This window comes from Desulfuromonas acetoxidans DSM 684, from assembly GCF_000167355.1.
In the GTDB taxonomy this organism is placed as follows: Bacteria; Desulfobacterota; Desulfuromonadia; order Desulfuromonadales; family Desulfuromonadaceae; genus Desulfuromonas; species Desulfuromonas acetoxidans.
In genome coordinates this window covers 168,411-186,155 of record NZ_AAEW02000003.1, presented here as the reverse complement: position 1 = coordinate 186,155, position 17,745 = coordinate 168,411, and the positions used below count along the sequence as shown (strand labels likewise).

Below are 17,745 nucleotides of genomic sequence, written 5' to 3'. Positions count from 1 at the left end.
GGCAGAAGGGCGTACGCGGTATGTACAACATTTCCACTGAACAGGTTGCTGCTCTACCGAGTCAGGCGACCGTTAACCCGATAGCACGATTGCTCCGTTTTAACCTGTTGATGGCTTTGATGACGGCTGTATTTTTCAGCATGATCGGCCTGGTGTTGCTGGCTCTTCTCGGCGCAGCGTCGTGGGGCGATCTTTGGACGTATCTTTGTTCGGCGCAGGGACTCAACACCATTGTGTTGAGTCTGAAGACGTCGTGCGGTGTTGTTCTTCTTACCCTGGTGTTTGGTTTGCCTGTGGCCTATGTTCTGGCCCTGAAAAACTTTAAAGGCAAAGCGCTGCTCGAAGCGATTCTTGATTTGCCGATTATTATGCCGCCGCTGGTGACCGGACTGTGCCTGTTGTTGCTGTTCAATGGCAACAACCTGTTTGGCCATCTTCTTCATAACGCAGGCATTGAGCTGTTGTTTACCCCAACCGGCATCGTTCTGGCGCAGTTTTTTGTGGCGGCGCCATTCTTTATCAAGACGGCTCGGGAAAGTATCGCCTCGATACCCAGTAATCTGCTGGCAGCCTCGGCAACGCTCAACGCCTCGGACTTCTATACCTTTCGGCGCGTGATTCTGCCGCTGATTCGTAAAGGGGGCTGTGCCGGGTTGGCAATGAGCTGGGCACGCGCTTTGGGCGAGTTCGGCGCCACGGCCATGGTGGCCGGCAGTATTCCGGGAAGAACAGAAACCATGACCATCTCCATCTACATGGATGCTATGAGTGGTGAGCTAGGCCAGTCGATCTCAACAGCACTGCTGCTGATTCTTTTCTCTTTTACGCTGCTGTTTGTCTTAAAGCTTCAAGCTGGACGTCAGCATGGCTATTGAACTTCAGGCGATCAGTAAAAAATTCGGTTCCCAGGAACTGTTTCGTGACCTGTCGTTACATGTTGAAGCCGGAACCTTCCATGTGCTGGTCGGACCCAGCGGTGAAGGGAAAAGTACCTTACTTTCGATTATTGCCGGGCTGCAGAAACCGGATTCCGGCGAAATTTATCTCAACGATATCTGTGTCACAAAAAAACAGCCGCAAAAGCGCGATGTGGGCTTTGTGTTTCAGGATTATGCGCTGTTTCCTCACTTGAACGCATTGGAGAATGTTGAGTATGGTCTCAAGGCCAGCGGTGTGAACAGGCTGGCTGCCTTCAATAAAGCGCAGCACTACCTGGCGCTGGTCGGCTTGCTGGAAGAACAGCATAAATTCCCGGCGATGCTCAGTGGCGGCCAGAAACAGCGTATTGCCCTGGCACGGGCACTGGCCAATGAACCCGGAACATTACTGCTCGACGAACCTTTAAGCCATGTGGACCCGGAAAGCCGCTCACAATTGCAACTTGAGCTCAAGGAGTTGCAGAGAAAAACCGGTGTGACCATGTTGCTGGTGACCCACAATATGACCGAAGCGGCGGTTTTGGGCCACAAGGTTTCTTTTTTGCGCCGCGGAGCCATAGAAAAAACCGTCAACATAAAAGCTTTTGTCTGATTGACGATTGGTTGAGAGGATGGCACGTTCATCTATCCAGTTTCCGCCCTAAGCATGACTCAACGAAGCCAGGTTATATTCACATCGTAACGGACTCTTTTTTACGTCGGGTCCCACGTGGAGGTTCTATGTTAAGTGACAAAGCGAAACAGATGTTTGCGCGACTCAAGCTGGAAATTCCCGCTGTCGCTGTGCAGTATCTGCCGGTCAAGCCACAAGCGGTTGAACACTGCGACAAGACGTTGGCCTTTTGTCAGTATGTCAAAGAAGCACAGGACACCGGCAAAACGTTTTATATTTCGAAAGAGAACGATGCCTGCTACGGGAAAGTCGCTTTGGGGATGGTTCCCAAACCACCTGTAACGGCCTGCGGCCAGGCCGGGTTGGATTTCGGTGTGTATAAAAGCCTTTCCGGTTGTCGTAAATTGTATCAACAATTGCCGGTTCTGGTGCCTGGCGCGATCAATTACGTCGTTTTTGCCCCGGTTGCCAGTTGTGACTTTGACCCGGATCTTATCGTGCTTTTTGCCGACATTCCACAAGCTGATATTGTCATGCGTGCGACCAGCTATCTTTCCGGTGATCTCTGGGAGTCGAAATCGACACCGGTGGTCAGTTGCAGTTGGATGTACGCGTATCCCCTGATCTCCGGCAAGGTGAATCACATTACAACCGGCTTTTACCATGGAATCAAGCGACGTGATATTTTTAAGGCGGGTCTGCGCATGATCTCCATCCCCTTTAATAAAATCGATGAAGTGGTGACCGCGTTGGACGAGATGGACTGGACAACGATTGCTTTTCGCACCGATGAACAAAGTAAAGCGGAGTTACAGCGACGCATGGACCACTGGCAGGAGATGGCCGTAGAGATGGGTTGCTCCTGCGATTTGAGCTGATTTGTCCAGGATGTGTCCGCATCGCGTCTTCAAGAGCGGTCAGTTTTACATCAATTCAACAAGCGTACTGTTTGCAAACGGAAACGGGGCAAGGATGAGGGACATGATGCCTGAATTTAGCGTCGACAAAGAAAAATGTACCCAATGCGGTCTTTGTGCAAAAGATTGCGTGGCTCATATCATTGATATGGATAGCGGTTGGCCTCGGATTCCAAAAGAGAAAGAAATTGGATGTCGCAAGTGTCAGCATTGCCTGGCGATCTGTCCGAGCGGAGCAGTCTCGATTCTCGGAAAGAGTCCAAGCCAGAGTACGCTGATACAAGGGGCATTCCCTGACCCTGACCAGATGGAAATTCTTATCAAGGGGCGTCGCTCGGTGCGTCACTATGTCGATGAGAACCTCGACCCCGAACTGATGCAGAGACTGCTTGATGTTGCCTGTCAGGCTCCGACGGGAGGTAATGTTCGACAGGTGCAACTCAGTGTTATTGACGATAAACACATGATGGATAAGTTTCGTCAGCACACCTATGATGTTGTCGAAAAACTGGCCAATGACGGGAAACTTCCTGACAAGCGCAAGGTGTTTGCCAACTTTGTTTTCCTCTGGCAAAAAAAACATATCGATGTGCTGTTTCGTGGGGCCCCTCATCTTCTCGTTGCTTCGGCCCCTCGAAATATTTCTTCGCCGGTTGCCGATTGTGTGATTGCGCTCTCCTATTTTGAGCTGTTTGCTCAGACCCTGGGAGTTGGGACGGTCTGGGATGGTTTGGCTCGTTGCGCCATTGACGAATTGTTGTCGGGTGTGCGAAAAAAACTCGGCATTCCCGAGGACCATCTGATTGGTGCTGCCATGGCCTTTGGCAAGCCGGCAGTTCACTATCATTGCACGGTCGAAAACGACAATTCCAACATTGTGCGTTGCCCGGTATTTCTCTGAGGTGGAACCGTTGGCTGCACCTTAGTCTGATTGATGTGCACTGTGACGGATAGGGTGCTCTCTTCTGCCTCGAAACCGTATGGGGATCATCTCGATCAGGGTTGTACCCATGATGGTTTTGACTAAAAACCGACAAACATCTCTTTAAGCCCAGGGTGCAGACAGGCTGATGCGTGTCGTGACTGCGGATGAATTTCAGGGCGCGATCTTGTTTGAAAGAATGAGATCGCGCCCTGAACTGTTTTGTCCTTTTCCTTTCGGGCTCCCCGGCCATTTCTCTTTCACGTCTTTTCAAACACCCCTGGTGTTCTGATGTCAGCTCGGCGTTCCTTTTTCACGAGGGAGCGTTCTTAGTGATGTTTATTCCTGATGTGAGACGTGAAATCCTAAAAAAAGACAAAATAGGGGTGGTGAATTCAAGCTGTTCCTCCTGCATACCGGCTCCAATTCTAAGGTGGAAAATTGCGATCATTATAAAGGCTCTGTTCGGCACAGCCCGATAATTTGGCGGCTTATAGACATCTCTTTGTGCTGGGGGCTTGCCCGGTGACGACTTTATATGACCGGCTTTGGCATGCTCAAGAAGGGTTGGCTTGTTTTTTGTAAAGAATACTAAGGCAAATGATCTTCGTCATGCGGCAATGAGGCCGCAGAGCAAAATGATCGTCTTGGTGTAACCAACGTAATCCTCCATAGAGAATCAGGAGAAAAGTCATGACAGTGACGATGCTGCAATCCAGTGAAGAAGAAGCGCTTTTCAAAATCGAAATCGACGCCGATACCATCGAAAACGCCATCACAAAGGAGTTTGTGATGGTGACTGAGGGTGAAAATAAAGAACCTCAGGGATTGCCCTTAAGCAATCGGGCGATGATGGCTAATCACAAAGAGCTGGACAGAATCGCGGCCCAGGCTCTGAACAATATCCTGCCTTCCTACTATATGGGGGCTCTCAAAGAGCTCGATATCACGCCGATGTCTTACCCGAAGATTATGCCGCAGGAAACCAAACTGGGAGAACCCTGTGTTGTCAAAATTCAGGTTGCTCTGGAACCTAAAATCACCTTGGAAGAATACGAAGGCTTAGAGGTGAGCTATGTTCCGGTTGTAGTCACTGAAGACGATGTCAACCAGCAGATGCAGGGGCTGAGACAACAACGCGGAGCCGCCGATGACGATGAAAAACTGCTTGCAAGCCTGCCGTTCGATTCGATAGAGGAATTTGCTGCTGAAATCCACACTTCACTGGTGTCTCTGGCCCAAGAAAAGTCTGAACTCAACATCAAAGAAGCCGTGGTCAGCAAATTGATTGAAACAAACCCCTGTCCGCTCAAGGACGAGGCGGTTGACCAACAAGTTGCACTGCAAATTCACCAGTTCCGCCAGAAAGTTGGCAGTAAAAGGTTCGAAGAATACCTTAAGTCGACCCATCGGACCATTGAGGACGTTAAAAAAGAAGTTCGCCCTGAGGCTGAGGTCACGGTTCGAAGAAATCTTCTTCTGGCTGCCGTTGCGCAAACTCAGGCGCTGGAGGTTACGGAAGAGGACATCAAGCAAACGATTCTACAGCAAGAAAACTCGATCATGGATATGGCTCTGGATTTTGAAACGCGTCTCAAGCGCATGGAAGAGACACCCGGCGCTAAAGAGCAACTGATCCATTCCATTCGACTGAAAAAAGCCACGGATTACATTGTTGACAAAGCGATCCTTACCGAAGGGGAGCCTGTGCGTATTCTCGATGAACAGACGCAGGGCCCTCAGTAGTCCGTGATGCAATGAACAGGCAGCGACAAAGGATTTTACATCGTTGCTGTTGGACCAAATCGGAACATAAAACACCGATGTTTCTGGGATTTCCATAAAAAGGAGAAGCAATGGCTACCATTTGGACAACAATGGAAAAGACTGAAAAGGGTCGATTTGAAGAGACAGGGTTTCATACCAGTGAACCGGAACAATGGTTTCGCTGTATCAATGTTGAAGATCCCGAAGATTTTATCGCCCACATGCGCAGCTTCAGAAACATTCCTCTCAACCCGCTGTCGAGAGAGGAATATGAAGGGCTGTGTGAACAATACGATGTGTCTCCCTTAAAAGATTCAGAGCTTGGTTTTTACGGCGTCACGAGTAGCTCAATGGGGACCAATAACTATCGTTTGCACACCAGTCCTGACACCAGGTCGATTGCTGTCGCAAATAAGATCAATGAATTACGCTATCGGGCTATCATGCGGAGCGAATTGGCATAACTTGGCTTAGGGGGGCGTGAGGGCGCCCCCTGGAATTTGTTGCACCACCAACGTGGGCAACGCTTTGCTGAGAAATGCAATGACGATGTAATGGTTATTGTTGCAGGGGCAGAACCGAGAGCAGGGCATGGTTGACGCTGGCGTGTTTAACCGGGAGCTGATGGGTTGTATTCGCGCTTTTGTGGCCAGAGGGTACGGACACACGTCAAGGTTTTTTACCTTTTCGCTCTGATCGTTTTACCTGCACGGAACCGGTGCTCCCTTTCATACAGACGACGTCCTTCCGCAAGCTCTATCACCTCTCCTGGAGTAATTTGTATACACAACTGGATTTAACGAAGGGAAATTAAATAATGCGCTGGTCTCATAGTTTACGAAATCGTCTTTTGTTCTCCATAACGTCAGTCATGATTATCGGCATGCTGATAACCGCAACCATCTCTTATAATTACTCAAAAAACGCTATCCGGGACGCTGTTGGTCACAATATGACCAATACCATTCAAACTTGCCAAAAGCAGATCGACTCCTGGGTGAATGATATTGAAACAGACCTGAACAGTCTGACTCGCAATTCACTTATCAGCTTGGTACTTCAAAACCAGGCTCAACCCGACAAGACCAACGCATTGTTGGAAAAAATTAAAACCGATTATCCGTTTTACGAGAACCTCGTCATTCTCAATAACCAGGGGCTTGTTGTTGCCGGCAGTAACCCAAATGTTGTCGGCAAATTGAAGCTTGCCGATCGCTCCTACTTTCGTGAAGCGATGGCAGGGCACGCTTCTTTGTCAAAACCGGTTGCCAGTCGTGACACCGGAGAACCGATTTTTGTGGTGGCCGTGCCGATTAAAAATGATCAGCAGGCCGAAGGCGTTTTGTTTGCGGCTGTGGCTCTTTCTGGTTTCTCCAAGTATTTTATCGATCCGTTGAAAATTGGAGAAGAGGGCTACGCCTTTGTCACCGATGCGGATGGCATACTGATTGCCCACCCGGATAAGAAGCGCATTTTAAAAGTGAACACGCGCGATTATCAGATCGGTAAGGAGATGATGAAATCTGAGAATATGAATCAGATTGTCTCCTATATGCTCAATGGCGAAGAGAAAATACTTACCTTTAACATTGACCCGAAAACCGGATGGACGGTTGGTGTGACGGCTTCACCGGAAGATATCTATGCTTCGGCCTATCAGGTTCGCAATATCAACATTGCCAGCACTTGTGTTCTTGCGCTTGTGGTTGCCCTCGTCCTTTTCCTTCTGGTTGCCCCCATCGTTTCTGCACTGAATAAAGGAGTGACTCTTGCTGAAGCGGTGCAGCAGGGGGATACCTCTTTGCGGATCGATGTTCAACGCAGCGACGAACTCGGCAAACTCAGTAAGGCTCTTAACGAAATGGCGGAAAGTTTGGGGCAGCGTGCAGAGATTATCGGTAAGGTTGCTGCCGGTGATTTGCGCGTCAGGGTTCCTCTGCTTTCAGATCGGGATACGTTAGGTCTGGCCATGGAAAAGATGCTTGCCAACCTCGACCATGCCCTGATTGAAACAACGATTGTCAGTAAACAGGTTGCTGCAGGCAGCAATCAGATCTCAAGTGCGGCGCAATCACTGTCCCAGGGCGGGACAGAATCCGCAGCATCTCTTGAAGAGATCACCGCAACCGTGACCCAACTGTCCTCGCAAAGCAACTCCAATGCTGAAAAAGCAATGCGTGCCAAAGACCTGACGTCCTCTGCTCAAAATTATGCTGAACAGGGACACACTCAGATGGAAGAGATGGTCCAGGCCATGGATAAAATCCAGACATCAAGTCAGGGGATTTCGAAGATTATCAAAGCCATCGACGAGATCGCTTTTCAGACCAATCTTCTGGCATTGAATGCAGCCGTTGAGGCGGCTCGTGCCGGCCAGCATGGCAAAGGGTTTGCCGTTGTTGCTGAAGAGGTGCGTAATCTGGCGGCGCGAAGTGCCAAAGCGGCTCAGGAAACGGCGGATCTGATCGAAGGGGCCGTTTCACTCACCGCATCGGGCGCAGAGACCGCGGAACATACGTCGAAAGAACTGATCAACATCGTCACAGAGATCAGCAATGTCTCCGGGCTGGTTGCAGAGATCGCGATGGCGTCAGAAGAACAGGCCAACGGTATTGCACAGATCAATGTTGGCCTCAACCAGATTGATCAGGCAACTCAGCAGAACATGGCGATGGCCGAAGAAAGTGCCGCGTCTGCAGAGGAATTGTCATCACAATCCGCTCAACTTCAGGACACACTCAAGAAATTTCAACTAAGCGAAGATGGTTCGTTACAGATCCCTGAAGACAGGCTGCTTCTCCAATAAGAAACAGACAACTAAGGGCCGTTTCCAGTTTATTTCACAGGCTGTTGAATAACAGCCTGTGGAGGCCGTGGACGGACGACCAAAACCAAGGACAGTTTCACGTTCTTGATTTTGTCACCAAGACGCAAATCGCATTTTCGGCTTGCGTCGTTGAAAGGCTCCCAGGCGGGATATTTTCAACATCCTGCTAAAAGAAAGGAATGATCATGATCCGCCGATCTTCTATTGTTACTCTGATCGTATGTGCCACCCTGTGTTTTAGCTCGGCGGCCTTGGCAGCATCCACCTTTTCCGGTTATGTCGATCTGCGCTACCGTTATGAATATCAGCACCATTTCAACCTTAAGGCGTATGGGGAACAGCCCGCCAAAGGGGAAAGCTGTGATGGATTCTGGCTGCAGCGCCTGCGCATCGGCGGTAGCTGGCGTGCCAACGACTGGCTGACCGTTGCCGTCGGCATGCAGGATTCACGCGTGTTTGACAGTGATCTTGATGCCGATTCCTATTTTTATAACAAGCGCCTTGATCACCAGAAAAACCCCTATGAAGACCAGTGGGAACTCTATCAGACGTATTTGGAGCTTAAGCCGTTCCAAGAGCACGATCTGACGTTACGCATTGGCCGTCAATCCATCTGCTACGGTGACAACCGCATCTTTGGTCCCGGTAACTGGGGTAACAGCGGTAGCTACCACTGGGATGCCGCTAAACTGTCGTGGCATTCGGGGGATCATTTTATTGATCTGCTGTGGGGCGCGCACATTATCCACGAGCCGGAACAATTTTCTCTGCGTCATCGCCATGAAAACTACGGTGGTGGTTTTTACAGCCATGCTCAAATCAGTGACGATTGGGCGATTGAGCCCTTTTATGTGATCAAATACGATGAACATGGTTCGTTCAGTGCTGAAAGTGGTACGGATGATCTGGTGTGTCACAGCTTGGGCAGCCGTGTTACCGGTCTGATCGGTCCTATGATTCTGGATGCAACTCTGGTTGGCCAGTGGGGGCATTTCGGTGAGGACGATTTACGCGCCTGGGGTGCTCATTTCGGTCTCGGACACTGTTTCAAGCACGTACCTTGGCAGCCTACCATCAAAGTTGATTACTGTTATGCCTCCGGGGATCGCGATCCTGATGACGGCACCCGTCAGACATTTCTCGGCGTATTCGGGGCACGTGACAGCATGTACGGTCGTATCAACCTGTTCTCTTGGAGTAACTTGCATGAAGTCCAGGCCACGGTGATGGCCAAACCACGCAAACATCTCAAGCTGACCATGGAACTGCATCGTTTCTGGTTGGCGGCCAAGCAGGACGGCTGGTCCCTTAGTAGTAAAACCTACCGCGACAAGACTGGAAAGAGCGGCTCCCATGTCGGTGATGAGCTCGATCTGATCGTTCAATGGCAGCTGCCGGCTTTGCGCCCGGTCAAAGGGGAGAAAATTTCTATTCGAGCCGGCTACAGCCGTTTCTGGCCGGGAGAGTTTGCAAAAAACGTTGCTGACAATGTCGCCGCTGATTGGGTGTTCGCTCAGATTCAATACAGTTATCGATTCTAGCAGGCTGTTGGACAACAGCTTGTGATGCCCATGGATGGGCTCACGTGAGTTTGCAAGCAAGACAGAACAAGAAAACGCCCGCATAGAGATCTGTGCGGGCGTTTTCTTGTTCTGTTCTGATTCTTATTACTGCTTGATGTTCTGCCTTCCAGGCCAGGTTTAGCAGGTTGTTGAAAGCTCAAGGATGGGCGACCACAATCAGGGCCGTTTATGCGGTCGAAGACAGAACACCACGGCTTTAGCCGTGGATGAATGAGCCCGGAGGCGGTATTGTTGAGAAATGGAAGTCCGTATCGCTTCACATTGTGCCTATCGTTTGCAATACCATGTTGTATGGGTATGCAAATACCGCCGGAGGATCCTGAAGCCTGGTGTCTGTAAGTACCTTGAAAAGGTGCTTACGGGCTTGTTACGTCAGATGCCCGGCGTAGAAATAGAGACGATTGGCTTTGATGAGGATCACCTGCACATGGTCATGATTATCCCACCGAAATATTCAATTTCAGATGTCATGGGAAAATTGAAGGGCCAATCGTCGTCGAGAATGCGGAAGAAGTTCAAATGGTTATCAAAAGTCTATTGGTTGGAAAACGTCACGTGGTCGCCGGGCTACTTTGTTAGTAGTGTCGGAGTTGATGAAGAAACTATCAAAAGATACGTAGAGTACCAAGGACGCCAGGATTCAGGTCAGCACCGTGAGGTGCTGTGAATTTAACTGATTGCGAAGCAATTAGTTGGCGTAAGCCTTAGAACCCCGGCTTTAGCCGGGGGAATCTATGGCAACGCCATAGAACGCTGATGACACAGAAGAAACATATACCGTGCTCTTAAGTGATTGAACCGCTCTTAAACCTGGTGTCAACAGTACGATACCGGGCGATCTATCTGTTTGGGCACTCTGATCTCTTTGCTGAACATCCACAAAAAAACCCCTCCTGGAAGAGAGTATTCTCAGGAGGGGTATAAAGCCAAACACATTGGTAAGTTGTGTTTGGAAGGGATCAGGAGGACTTAGAATTTATAGGTAATGTAAAAACGTGTGTCGGTAAAATCTTCACCACCGCCTTTGGTGTTGATCATGGCGTAGCGTGCACGCAGGCCAAGGCCTTTATAGTCACCGGAAAAGGCATACTGAACGCTCAAATCGGTCTCGGCCTTATCATTGAGGTTTGAATCGTGCGTGTCGTATTCCGTATGGAACACATACGCGCTGAGGCCTTTAGCTCCGACGTCAGCAAAGTCGTAGGACAGCTTGGCGGCATAAGCGTCTTCGTCAGCCAGAATACCTGTGTGCCAAACCTGCTGAATGATCGCTTTGTTGTAACCCCAACGGTCAACGATTCCATCGTCACCTGTTTTTGAATAGAACGCAGTCAGGTCGAATCCGAATGCAGCAAGCCCAGCGTTCACACCATACTGGTAGGTATCGAGATCACCATTGCGTTCATCACCTTGAGAGTTCTGGGTGAAGAATTTGGCTCCACCGTGCAGCACCATGTTGTTATCCATCTTTTTACTGGCGGCAGCGGAGAAATAGGTCTGGTTGAAGACGTCAGTCATGGAGAATCCCCAGCCTTGAACATTAACCTTCATGCCCTCAACCGGAACGTTGTAGCTGGCGCCGATGATATACACGTCTTCAGAATCGATTTGCGGATTGATCGCTTTTGAAATATCACCAAAGGTTTCATCGTCCCAATCAACGGCTGATTTCAGGTAGAAAGCCATCAGTTTCAGATTGTCAAAACTTTGGTTAACCGCTGAAACCCCACGGAACGATCTGGGCATCATGCGGAACGGATGAGGGAACAGGAACGGAGTATATACTTCCTGAGCACCCACCTTGACGGTTGTATCGAAATAATGAAACTGAACATAGTATTCTTGCAGGCGCGTTACACTATCGTGTCCAGCAGCAAGCAAGCCATAGGTCCCCTTATCATCGTCACTATCAAGGTTGTTTGTACTGGCAAAAGCAACTCCCAGGTTGATTCCCTTGAAGCTATCTGTTCTATAATAGAAAGATCCCCCTAGGGCGCGGTCCTGACGATCAGTCGTAGTCCGATCGAAATGCCTGGTAAATTGCAACAGTTGAATTTCTCCCTTAAATGTACCGTTGGCAAACATCTCCTTTAGATTGTCTGCAGCCATGGCCGGTGTGGACAGGCAGAGCAGCAATAGACAAACAACCATTTTTCTCATGCGTTTTTCCTCCTAGCTTCTGGTGATAAGTAACTGATGGTTGGCAAGACCATCACTTCGGTTAACGGTGCTTCTCTGTGCAAAAGACACAGACTGCACCACGGTACGGTTGCTTAATTGCGACTTGTATGCCAACAATTCTGAAATGGAAAAATAGCGTAAGGTGTTGTTATTGCAGGTGTTTCTTTGAGTGGAAAAATGTGAAGTTTGTCCTCTTTTGAGTTTGAAAAACAGCAGGAAATTAGGCCGGAGTGGAGTAATTACTCGAAATTAAAGAGTTTTTTCTGTTTATTTTTGAATTGTCAATTTAGGAATTGAGATCAGAACGATAATGGCCGATGCGGTACCGATAAATCCTAGAGATTCGATAACTTGGCTTCTCTCACGCCGTTTCAAAGAGACTCGTCATAGCCTCCCGGTAGGCGTTCTTCCTGTTTGCGGAGTTTGGCTCTGGAAAGGCAACCGGCAGAATGTGATTGATGCTCCTTAAACATGCAAAGGCGATTTAAGTTGGGAGTTGCGAATCGAGCGGTAATTCATCGGTAGAGAGGGGGGAGATCGGTGACAATGAAGAGGATTCTGCCTCGTTTTGACAGCAGCTCCAAGGAAGGAAAAAGATTGAAAAAATATCTACTTGTGCTAATTTAGGGCTCTAAATTAGATTTGTCTATTTTAATTGATGCACGTGTGTCCGTTAGCCTTTGATGGGAAGTTCGTTATTCCGTAAAATCTTTTAGCCATCTGTAACTTTGTTTGAAAGATAAATGATCGGAATCATTTATCTACTCTGGAAAGACAACGTCTCATGCCTTCCTTCGTCAGCCTATTTTCGGGCTTTTCTCAGCACACTGAGCATGTACGAACCTCTGATACTTTGAAGGAGGAGCGGGTCAGACTTCTTTATTCCAATCTGCCGAGCTCGGTTGGGATCAGTGCACTGCTTCTTGTGCTGATCATTTTTGTGTTCAATTCTGTTATTGCCCACGAACGCCTGTATGGATGGTCAGCGTTACTGGGAGTCGTGTTGTTCGGGCGAGCCCTGTTTCACCTTTACTGGAAAAAATACCGTAGTGGCGCTGCCAAACAACTTGACTGGCTGTTTTGGTTTCGTCTTGGTGCGATTATCACCGGTGTTCTTTGGGGGGTCGGCGGGGTCGTGTTGACACCACAGGAAAGCCTCAGTCACAAAATTTATATCTCGTTTGCCGTTGGTGGTTTGAGTGCCGGGGCAGCGATCACAATGGCTGTTGATCGTGTGTGTGTGAATAGCTATCTATTCTCTGTGTTAGTTCCCCATATCGTCTTTCTTCTCACTGTTGGCGACAAGATGTCTCTTGGTATGGCCACGATGATGACCCTGTTTCTGCTGTTTTTGTTACCCAGTGCAAAACAACTACGTTTGCAGTTTGAAGAGAATTGCAACCTGAGGCATCAGGCGATTGAAAGTGCATTGAGGTTTCGGCAAATGCTCGAAAGCAGTCCGATTGCTGCACGCATTGCCGATGCTGAAACCAACCAGGTTCTTTTTGCCAACAGCAGTTATATGACCTTGATCGATACAACTCCCGACCAGATTCTGAGTATTGTGACAACAGCCTACTATCCAAACACCGATGTTTATGCAGACATGATGCGCAAACTTTGTCATGGCAAGCAGGTCACCAATGAACTGGTTGAATTGTGCTCGCCGGATGGTAACAGCTGGGTTAAGTGGGTTCTCGCATCTTATATCGCCGTTGAATATGAAAACAAATCTGCTGTGCTCGGGTGGTTCTACGATATTACAGATCGGAAAATCATGGAAGAAGAGGTCGAAAAGATGGCCTACTATGATGTTTTGACCGGCCTGCCCAACCGTAGCCTGTTTTTCGACCGTTTGAAGCAGGCGCTGATCAAAGCTGATCGGGAAAAAAGGCTTGTTGGACTGCTCTTTTTGGATCTCGACAAATTCAAACCCGTCAACGACCAATATGGACACCATGTTGGTGATGTGCTGCTCAAAGCCGTTTCAGAGCGAATCTGTGGCTGCTTGCGGCGAAAAACCGACTCCGTTGCCCGAATTGGTGGCGATGAATTTGTCATCTTGTTGCCAACTCTGGCAACCATCGAAGATGGTGTGAAAATCGGCGAAAAAATTAGAGAAGAGTTGAATCAGCCCTTTGTCGTGGATGGCAAAACCCTCGATGTTTCTTCAAGTATCGGCATGTCTGTTTACCCAACTCACGCCGATGATGAACACGACCTGATCAAGACGGCAGATATTGCCATGTACTACGCCAAGGCCGATGGACGAAATCGCATTAATGTCTATTATGAGGCCATGGTCAGATGATTATCGCCTGACTTGCTGACACGAAAGATTAAACGTCCCCGGACTGATTTCCCCCCCCCATATCCCGCTAAAAGCAGAACAGACAGACCCTTCCCAGCAGATCATGCTTCACTGTGTTGTTCCCAGGCATCGCACCATTGAAGAGAAACAGGCTTAGCGCTCTCTGTTTGAGATGTCAATTTGAGAATTAGCCAACCACTAAACATGTCCATTGTTTATCCAGCAACCGTTATCCTAAATAAATATCCTGTATTTTCATAAGGTTATATATTTTTAAAATTCTTTCTCTCGACAGGTATGTTTTTTGCTTTTTTCAAGAATAAATGTTCTGCCATGCACAGGCACTGTATATCCGCTCCGGGTGTCGCTGTCAGGCAAAACACCTGTAAATACAGCATAGTAATGTCTGTCGCCGTAATGATGTGAATGTCCTGTTGGTCCAAGTGGCCTCAACAAGAGCTTTGGGGAAAGAAATGAATTATCTGAAATTACGACAAAACGAAAACACTTCAGTAAGAAAACAGCGCCCTGTACCAGTTGCCAAGAGCCGCACTATCAACCCGGAAGCCAAACGAAAGAAAATCCTTCGAACCGCCCACAAACTCTTTGTCAGCAGGGGCTATTACCGGGTGACTATCCCCATGATCGTCGCAGCTTCCGGCGTCAGTACCGGTGCTATTTACAATCAGTTCGGCAGCAAGGAGAATATTGCTCGCACTTTGTACGAAGAGTTGAGTATCCGTTTCATGGTCAGCTTTCAAAAACGCCTTGCACAGCACACCACCACCTACGGAAAATTGCGGGCGTTTACCGAGTTGGTTTTCGATTTGACGGAATCCGACCCTGCGATGATCGAGTATCTGATGTTCATGCGCCATTCCGAGTTTGTAGACGATATGTCTCCGCTGTTGAGTGAGCCGTTTGAAATCGTGCGAAATATTGTTAAAGAAGGAATTGCTGCCAACGATATCAAATCGGGGGATTATTTTGCGTGTTCGGTAACGTACACTGGGGCGATTCTGCGCCCGGTGATGCTCCACCTGGAATCAGTGCTGCCAAAACCGCTCAAAGAGTACACAGAAGAGTTTATCAACAACGCCTGGGATGCTATCAAGGCCTGATCGGGCAGGGGAACTGCATGGTCGCAACCGGCGGTGAAATCTTTGTGCGCTGTCAGGTGCTATGTACAATGACATAAATGAAGGGCGCAGGACTCCAGAAACATGGTTGTCTTGCTATGTTCAAAGCCAGCTTTACAATGAGGTTTAGTTAAACATAGACTTGCCCCCTTTTTTCACTGACGGCGTTGCTCCTGGGCCAGCGTATGCGAACTCAGTATGTGCAACCCCAACCCTAACCGAAAGCTGTGGAGCGCCAGTCATGACCATACGACGCAACGCCATTCTCTTGTTCAGCAAACCGCCCGTGCCCGGCCTCGTGAAAACCCGGTTAAGCACCATCAAGGACGGGTGGTACACCCCGGAGATCGCCGCCTCACTCTACAAGTGCATGCTTCTTGACCTGCTGGAGATCACCTGCGACGCGCTTGCCGACCTCGAAGCGAAGCAAGCCGCTAAGAGACGGCCCGGCGATCTGGAAGATATTTACGATATCTTTATTTCGACAACCCCCGCAGAGAATATCGCTGTTATGGAGCAGGTTCTTGCGGATGCCGGACCATGGCCGAGGGAATTTACGGTCATCAGCGATAGTGGCGCGAGCTTTGACGAACACTACAACCACGCCTTTGAGCAAGTCTTTGAGCGCGGATGTACCACGATCCTGTCGTATGGCGCTGATATGCCCACTCTGGAGAAATTCGTCGTCATCGAAGGCTTTGAGAAACTGCAACGGCTGTGCGACCTCGAGGGGGGCGGCATCGTGCTCTCTCCAGATCAGCAGATGGGTGTCTCACTGGTTGGCTGGACCAAGGATACCCGCATCGATCACAGCGGTGTCTTCTACAATCCGGACGGCCTGACTGTGCTTCCCGCCTACATTCAGAAGGCGGCAGCAAATGAGATCCCCGCGCTCTATCTGCCCGCCGTGCCCGATGTGGACACGATGCTCGACCTGCTGCACGCCTTGACCCTGATGGAAGCCATGGAGTATTGCGCCCGCTTCGAGAGCATTACAGTTCCCTCGCGCACGCTCGCTGCGGTGCGGGAACTCGGACTCGAGGTCATCGTGCCGCCAAATGAGCTGCGGGACTCGCGCGAAGGGATCGACGACTGAGAGCGAGAACAGGCTCGCGGCAGACTGCAGCAGCGAGCAGTGCAACATTTACCCTGGCAGCAGCGGCCAACAATTTGGTCCGCATGCGAGGCCCGATTTAGGGTGGGGCAACAGCGGAGGCCACAACGGCCGCGGCATTGCGTTTTATCGGGAAAACGGGTCCCCAAAGGCATTAAATTCTGCCGAGAACCAACGAAAGAGCAAAAAAACGTATCGGGTAATTGACAGAAGCGGTGATCTCCCGGAGGTCGAACACGTGGCAATCTGACAACGTGATGATAGGTCGGGATGTCATTTCTGCTGTCCTATATAAAAATCAGGAGGACTAAACTCATGGCCACACACAAAACTCGAAAAGACTTCGAGCTCAAACCAGAAGATCTTGAGGGCTTTGATATAAAGGACATAAAATGTCACGCTTGCAGTGGCTACGGTAATTGTGGTTACCGGATGTATCGATTGTTGGATGGAAAACCAGTTCTTATATGTCAATTACTCAAACAGCAACTTATTGAAGAACGCGACCAACAGGGCACAAAAGCATCAAAGTGACTCGCACCTATAATTTTAAATAATTTCTTATATTTTATGAAAAATTATGGCGGGATGTTTTCAATATTTGTGCGATCAATCTATCATTGATTACTCTGCCGATTGAGCAGATGTTATGAACGTTATCAGTTCCGCAATAAGAACTCCACATAGCACACCTGTACTATTGGCGAATAGGTCCATCCATTCACCATAGCGATTTACATATGGCTGAATCAGTTCAATTGCTCCGCTATAAGCAATGAAAAAGACCCCGTAGGCTCTCCAGTACGTTGGTTTGCGAAGTGCTGTGGGCAACATGAGGCAAGCATAAGCAATAAAGTGATGCGTTTTATCTGTGCCGGGTACGGCTGGTAAACTGTCTAACGGCCAAAGTGAAAGAAGGGTAATTGCGGTCAAAACCAACAGAGTTAAGCTGATCCAATATGTTTTAACGATATTTATGAGTGTCGTCATATAAATTCAAGAGAGACCGGTTCGAGAATTGCCCTTGTAGCAACACGTTGGTTGATTGTACGCTTTAGCCCCAGAAACAGCCATACTCGTCCTTTTCAAGGACGGCTAAAAAAACTTCTATTGTTTTTACTTCTGGGGTTGGCTCGTATCTGTGCCATTTCAGGTCAGCACGTTGCCAGTAAAGTTTCCACGAATTTGTTTTTTTAACGTATGTGGCTTTTGCAATAGGCGACTCCATTTTTTTACCAGGCTGGTTCCATACTTCCCTGATTTCAAAAATGATCACACTTTGATTTTCGATTCGAAACGAGAGATCCACCTGGTTGCGAATGTGTGGTTCCGGGCGATGGCTTTCAATGTAGTGGTTCACAATTTTCTTGTAACGTTTAATCTCAAATTCACTGATTGCCATAATTATTCCTGCATACAGAAAGCCCGGCCTG

General features: G+C 48.8%; 16 protein-coding genes. 13 read left to right on the top strand and 3 right to left on the bottom strand.

The window, feature by feature from the left end; all coding sequences use genetic code 11:
• Nucleotides 1–20: 20 nt before the first annotated feature.
• From DACE_RS03435 to tnpA, 9 genes are all read left to right on the top strand, one after another.
• A complete protein-coding gene (locus tag DACE_RS03435; protein WP_005998335.1) occupies nt 21–875 on the top strand; it encodes an ABC transporter permease in 855 nt (284 codons plus the stop codon).
• Nucleotides 865–1,530: an ABC transporter ATP-binding protein gene (locus tag DACE_RS03430; protein WP_005998334.1), complete on the top strand. Its 666-nt coding sequence runs from the start codon at nt 865–867 to the stop codon at nt 1,528–1,530. The genes DACE_RS03435 and DACE_RS03430 overlap by 11 nt, the downstream gene beginning before the upstream one ends.
• Nucleotides 1,531–1,658: 128 nt before the next feature.
• Nucleotides 1,659–2,429 (top strand): DUF169 domain-containing protein, encoded by a 771-nt coding sequence (locus DACE_RS03425; RefSeq protein WP_005998333.1) that lies wholly within the window; start codon nt 1,659–1,661, stop codon nt 2,427–2,429.
• Nucleotides 2,430–2,532: 103 nt separating this feature from the next.
• Nucleotides 2,533–3,369: a nitroreductase family protein gene (locus tag DACE_RS03420; RefSeq protein ID WP_238326389.1), complete on the top strand. Its 837-nt coding sequence runs from the start codon at nt 2,533–2,535 to the stop codon at nt 3,367–3,369.
• 714 nt (nt 3,370–4,083) lie between these two features.
• A complete protein-coding gene (locus DACE_RS03415; RefSeq protein ID WP_005998331.1) occupies nt 4,084–5,136 on the top strand; it encodes a trigger factor in 1,053 nt (350 codons plus the stop codon).
• Nucleotides 5,137–5,246: 110 nt separating this feature from the next.
• Nucleotides 5,247–5,621 carry a hypothetical protein gene (locus tag DACE_RS03410; RefSeq protein WP_005998330.1) on the top strand — a complete coding sequence of 125 codons (375 nt, stop codon included), beginning with the start codon at nt 5,247–5,249 and terminating at the stop codon, nt 5,619–5,621.
• Between the two features lie 419 nt (nt 5,622–6,040).
• Nucleotides 6,041–7,963 carry a methyl-accepting chemotaxis protein gene (locus tag DACE_RS03405; RefSeq protein WP_050769963.1) on the top strand — a complete coding sequence of 641 codons (1,923 nt, stop codon included), beginning with the start codon at nt 6,041–6,043 and terminating at the stop codon, nt 7,961–7,963.
• Nucleotides 7,964–8,169: 206 nt separating this feature from the next.
• Nucleotides 8,170–9,525 (top strand): alginate export family protein, encoded by a 1,356-nt coding sequence (locus DACE_RS03400; RefSeq protein WP_005998328.1) that lies wholly within the window; start codon nt 8,170–8,172, stop codon nt 9,523–9,525.
• A gap of 280 nt (nt 9,526–9,805) precedes the next feature.
• On the top strand, nt 9,806–10,234 hold the full coding sequence (gene tnpA, locus DACE_RS03395; RefSeq protein WP_040366070.1) for an IS200/IS605 family transposase: 429 nt from the start codon (nt 9,806–9,808) through the stop codon (nt 10,232–10,234).
• Nucleotides 10,235–10,536: 302 nt separating this feature from the next.
• Here tnpA and DACE_RS03390 read toward each other — a convergent pair whose 3' ends face one another.
• Nucleotides 10,537–11,727 carry an OprD family outer membrane porin gene (locus tag DACE_RS03390; protein WP_005998326.1) on the bottom strand — a complete coding sequence of 397 codons (1,191 nt, stop codon included), beginning with the start codon at nt 11,725–11,727 and terminating at the stop codon, nt 10,537–10,539.
• A gap of 961 nt (nt 11,728–12,688) precedes the next feature.
• On the opposite strand from DACE_RS03390, the gene DACE_RS03385 reads away from it, so the two are divergent.
• The 4 genes from DACE_RS03385 (at nt 12,689) to DACE_RS03370 (ending at nt 16,846) form a co-directional block, all read left to right on the top strand.
• Nucleotides 12,689–14,059, top strand: a complete 1,371-nt coding sequence (locus tag DACE_RS03385; protein WP_162013584.1) for a sensor domain-containing diguanylate cyclase — start codon at nt 12,689–12,691, stop codon at nt 14,057–14,059.
• A 473-nt stretch (nt 14,060–14,532) separates the two neighbouring features.
• On the top strand, nt 14,533–15,180 hold the full coding sequence (locus DACE_RS03380) for a TetR/AcrR family transcriptional regulator (RefSeq protein WP_005998323.1): 648 nt from the start codon (nt 14,533–14,535) through the stop codon (nt 15,178–15,180).
• Nucleotides 15,181–15,439: 259 nt separating this feature from the next.
• The gene (locus DACE_RS03375) at nt 15,440–16,294 is read left to right on the top strand and encodes a TIGR04282 family arsenosugar biosynthesis glycosyltransferase (RefSeq protein WP_005998322.1); all 855 of its coding nucleotides are present in this window, start codon (nt 15,440–15,442) and stop codon (nt 16,292–16,294) included.
• Nucleotides 16,295–16,627: 333 nt separating this feature from the next.
• Nucleotides 16,628–16,846, top strand: a complete 219-nt coding sequence (locus DACE_RS03370) for a hypothetical protein (RefSeq protein ID WP_040366068.1) — start codon at nt 16,628–16,630, stop codon at nt 16,844–16,846.
• A 90-nt stretch (nt 16,847–16,936) separates the two neighbouring features.
• On the opposite strand, the gene DACE_RS18930 is transcribed toward DACE_RS03370, so the two are convergent.
• Nucleotides 16,937–17,302 carry a VanZ family protein gene (locus DACE_RS18930; protein ID WP_005998321.1) on the bottom strand — a complete coding sequence of 122 codons (366 nt, stop codon included), beginning with the start codon at nt 17,300–17,302 and terminating at the stop codon, nt 16,937–16,939.
• Between the two features lie 64 nt (nt 17,303–17,366).
• Nucleotides 17,367–17,714, bottom strand: a complete 348-nt coding sequence (locus DACE_RS03360) for a DUF3024 domain-containing protein (RefSeq protein ID WP_005998320.1) — start codon at nt 17,712–17,714, stop codon at nt 17,367–17,369.
• Nucleotides 17,715–17,745 lie beyond the last annotated feature (31 nt).

Coding starts and splice junctions, on each gene's coding strand:
- DACE_RS03370 (WP_040366068.1), top strand. CDS start 16,628: ATGGCCACACACAAAACTCGAAAAGACTTCGAGCTCAAACCAGAAGAT.
- DACE_RS03415 (WP_005998331.1), top strand. CDS start 4,084: ATGACAGTGACGATGCTGCAATCCAGTGAAGAAGAAGCGCTTTTCAAA.
- DACE_RS03380 (WP_005998323.1), top strand. CDS start 14,533: ATGAATTATCTGAAATTACGACAAAACGAAAACACTTCAGTAAGAAAA.
- DACE_RS03420 (WP_238326389.1), top strand. CDS start 2,533: ATGATGCCTGAATTTAGCGTCGACAAAGAAAAATGTACCCAATGCGGT.
- DACE_RS03425 (WP_005998333.1), top strand. CDS start 1,659: ATGTTAAGTGACAAAGCGAAACAGATGTTTGCGCGACTCAAGCTGGAA.
- DACE_RS03375 (WP_005998322.1), top strand. CDS start 15,440: ATGACCATACGACGCAACGCCATTCTCTTGTTCAGCAAACCGCCCGTG.
- DACE_RS03410 (WP_005998330.1), top strand. CDS start 5,247: ATGGCTACCATTTGGACAACAATGGAAAAGACTGAAAAGGGTCGATTT.
- DACE_RS18930 (WP_005998321.1), bottom strand. CDS start 17,302: ATGACGACACTCATAAATATCGTTAAAACATATTGGATCAGCTTAACT.
- DACE_RS03390 (WP_005998326.1), bottom strand. CDS start 11,727: ATGAGAAAAATGGTTGTTTGTCTATTGCTGCTCTGCCTGTCCACACCG.
- DACE_RS03405 (WP_050769963.1), top strand. CDS start 6,041: ATGCTGATAACCGCAACCATCTCTTATAATTACTCAAAAAACGCTATC.
- tnpA (WP_040366070.1), top strand. CDS start 9,806: ATGGAAGTCCGTATCGCTTCACATTGTGCCTATCGTTTGCAATACCAT.
- DACE_RS03430 (WP_005998334.1), top strand. CDS start 865: ATGGCTATTGAACTTCAGGCGATCAGTAAAAAATTCGGTTCCCAGGAA.
- DACE_RS03435 (WP_005998335.1), top strand. CDS start 21: ATGTACAACATTTCCACTGAACAGGTTGCTGCTCTACCGAGTCAGGCG.
- DACE_RS03360 (WP_005998320.1), bottom strand. CDS start 17,714: ATGGCAATCAGTGAATTTGAGATTAAACGTTACAAGAAAATTGTGAAC.
- DACE_RS03400 (WP_005998328.1), top strand. CDS start 8,170: ATGATCCGCCGATCTTCTATTGTTACTCTGATCGTATGTGCCACCCTG.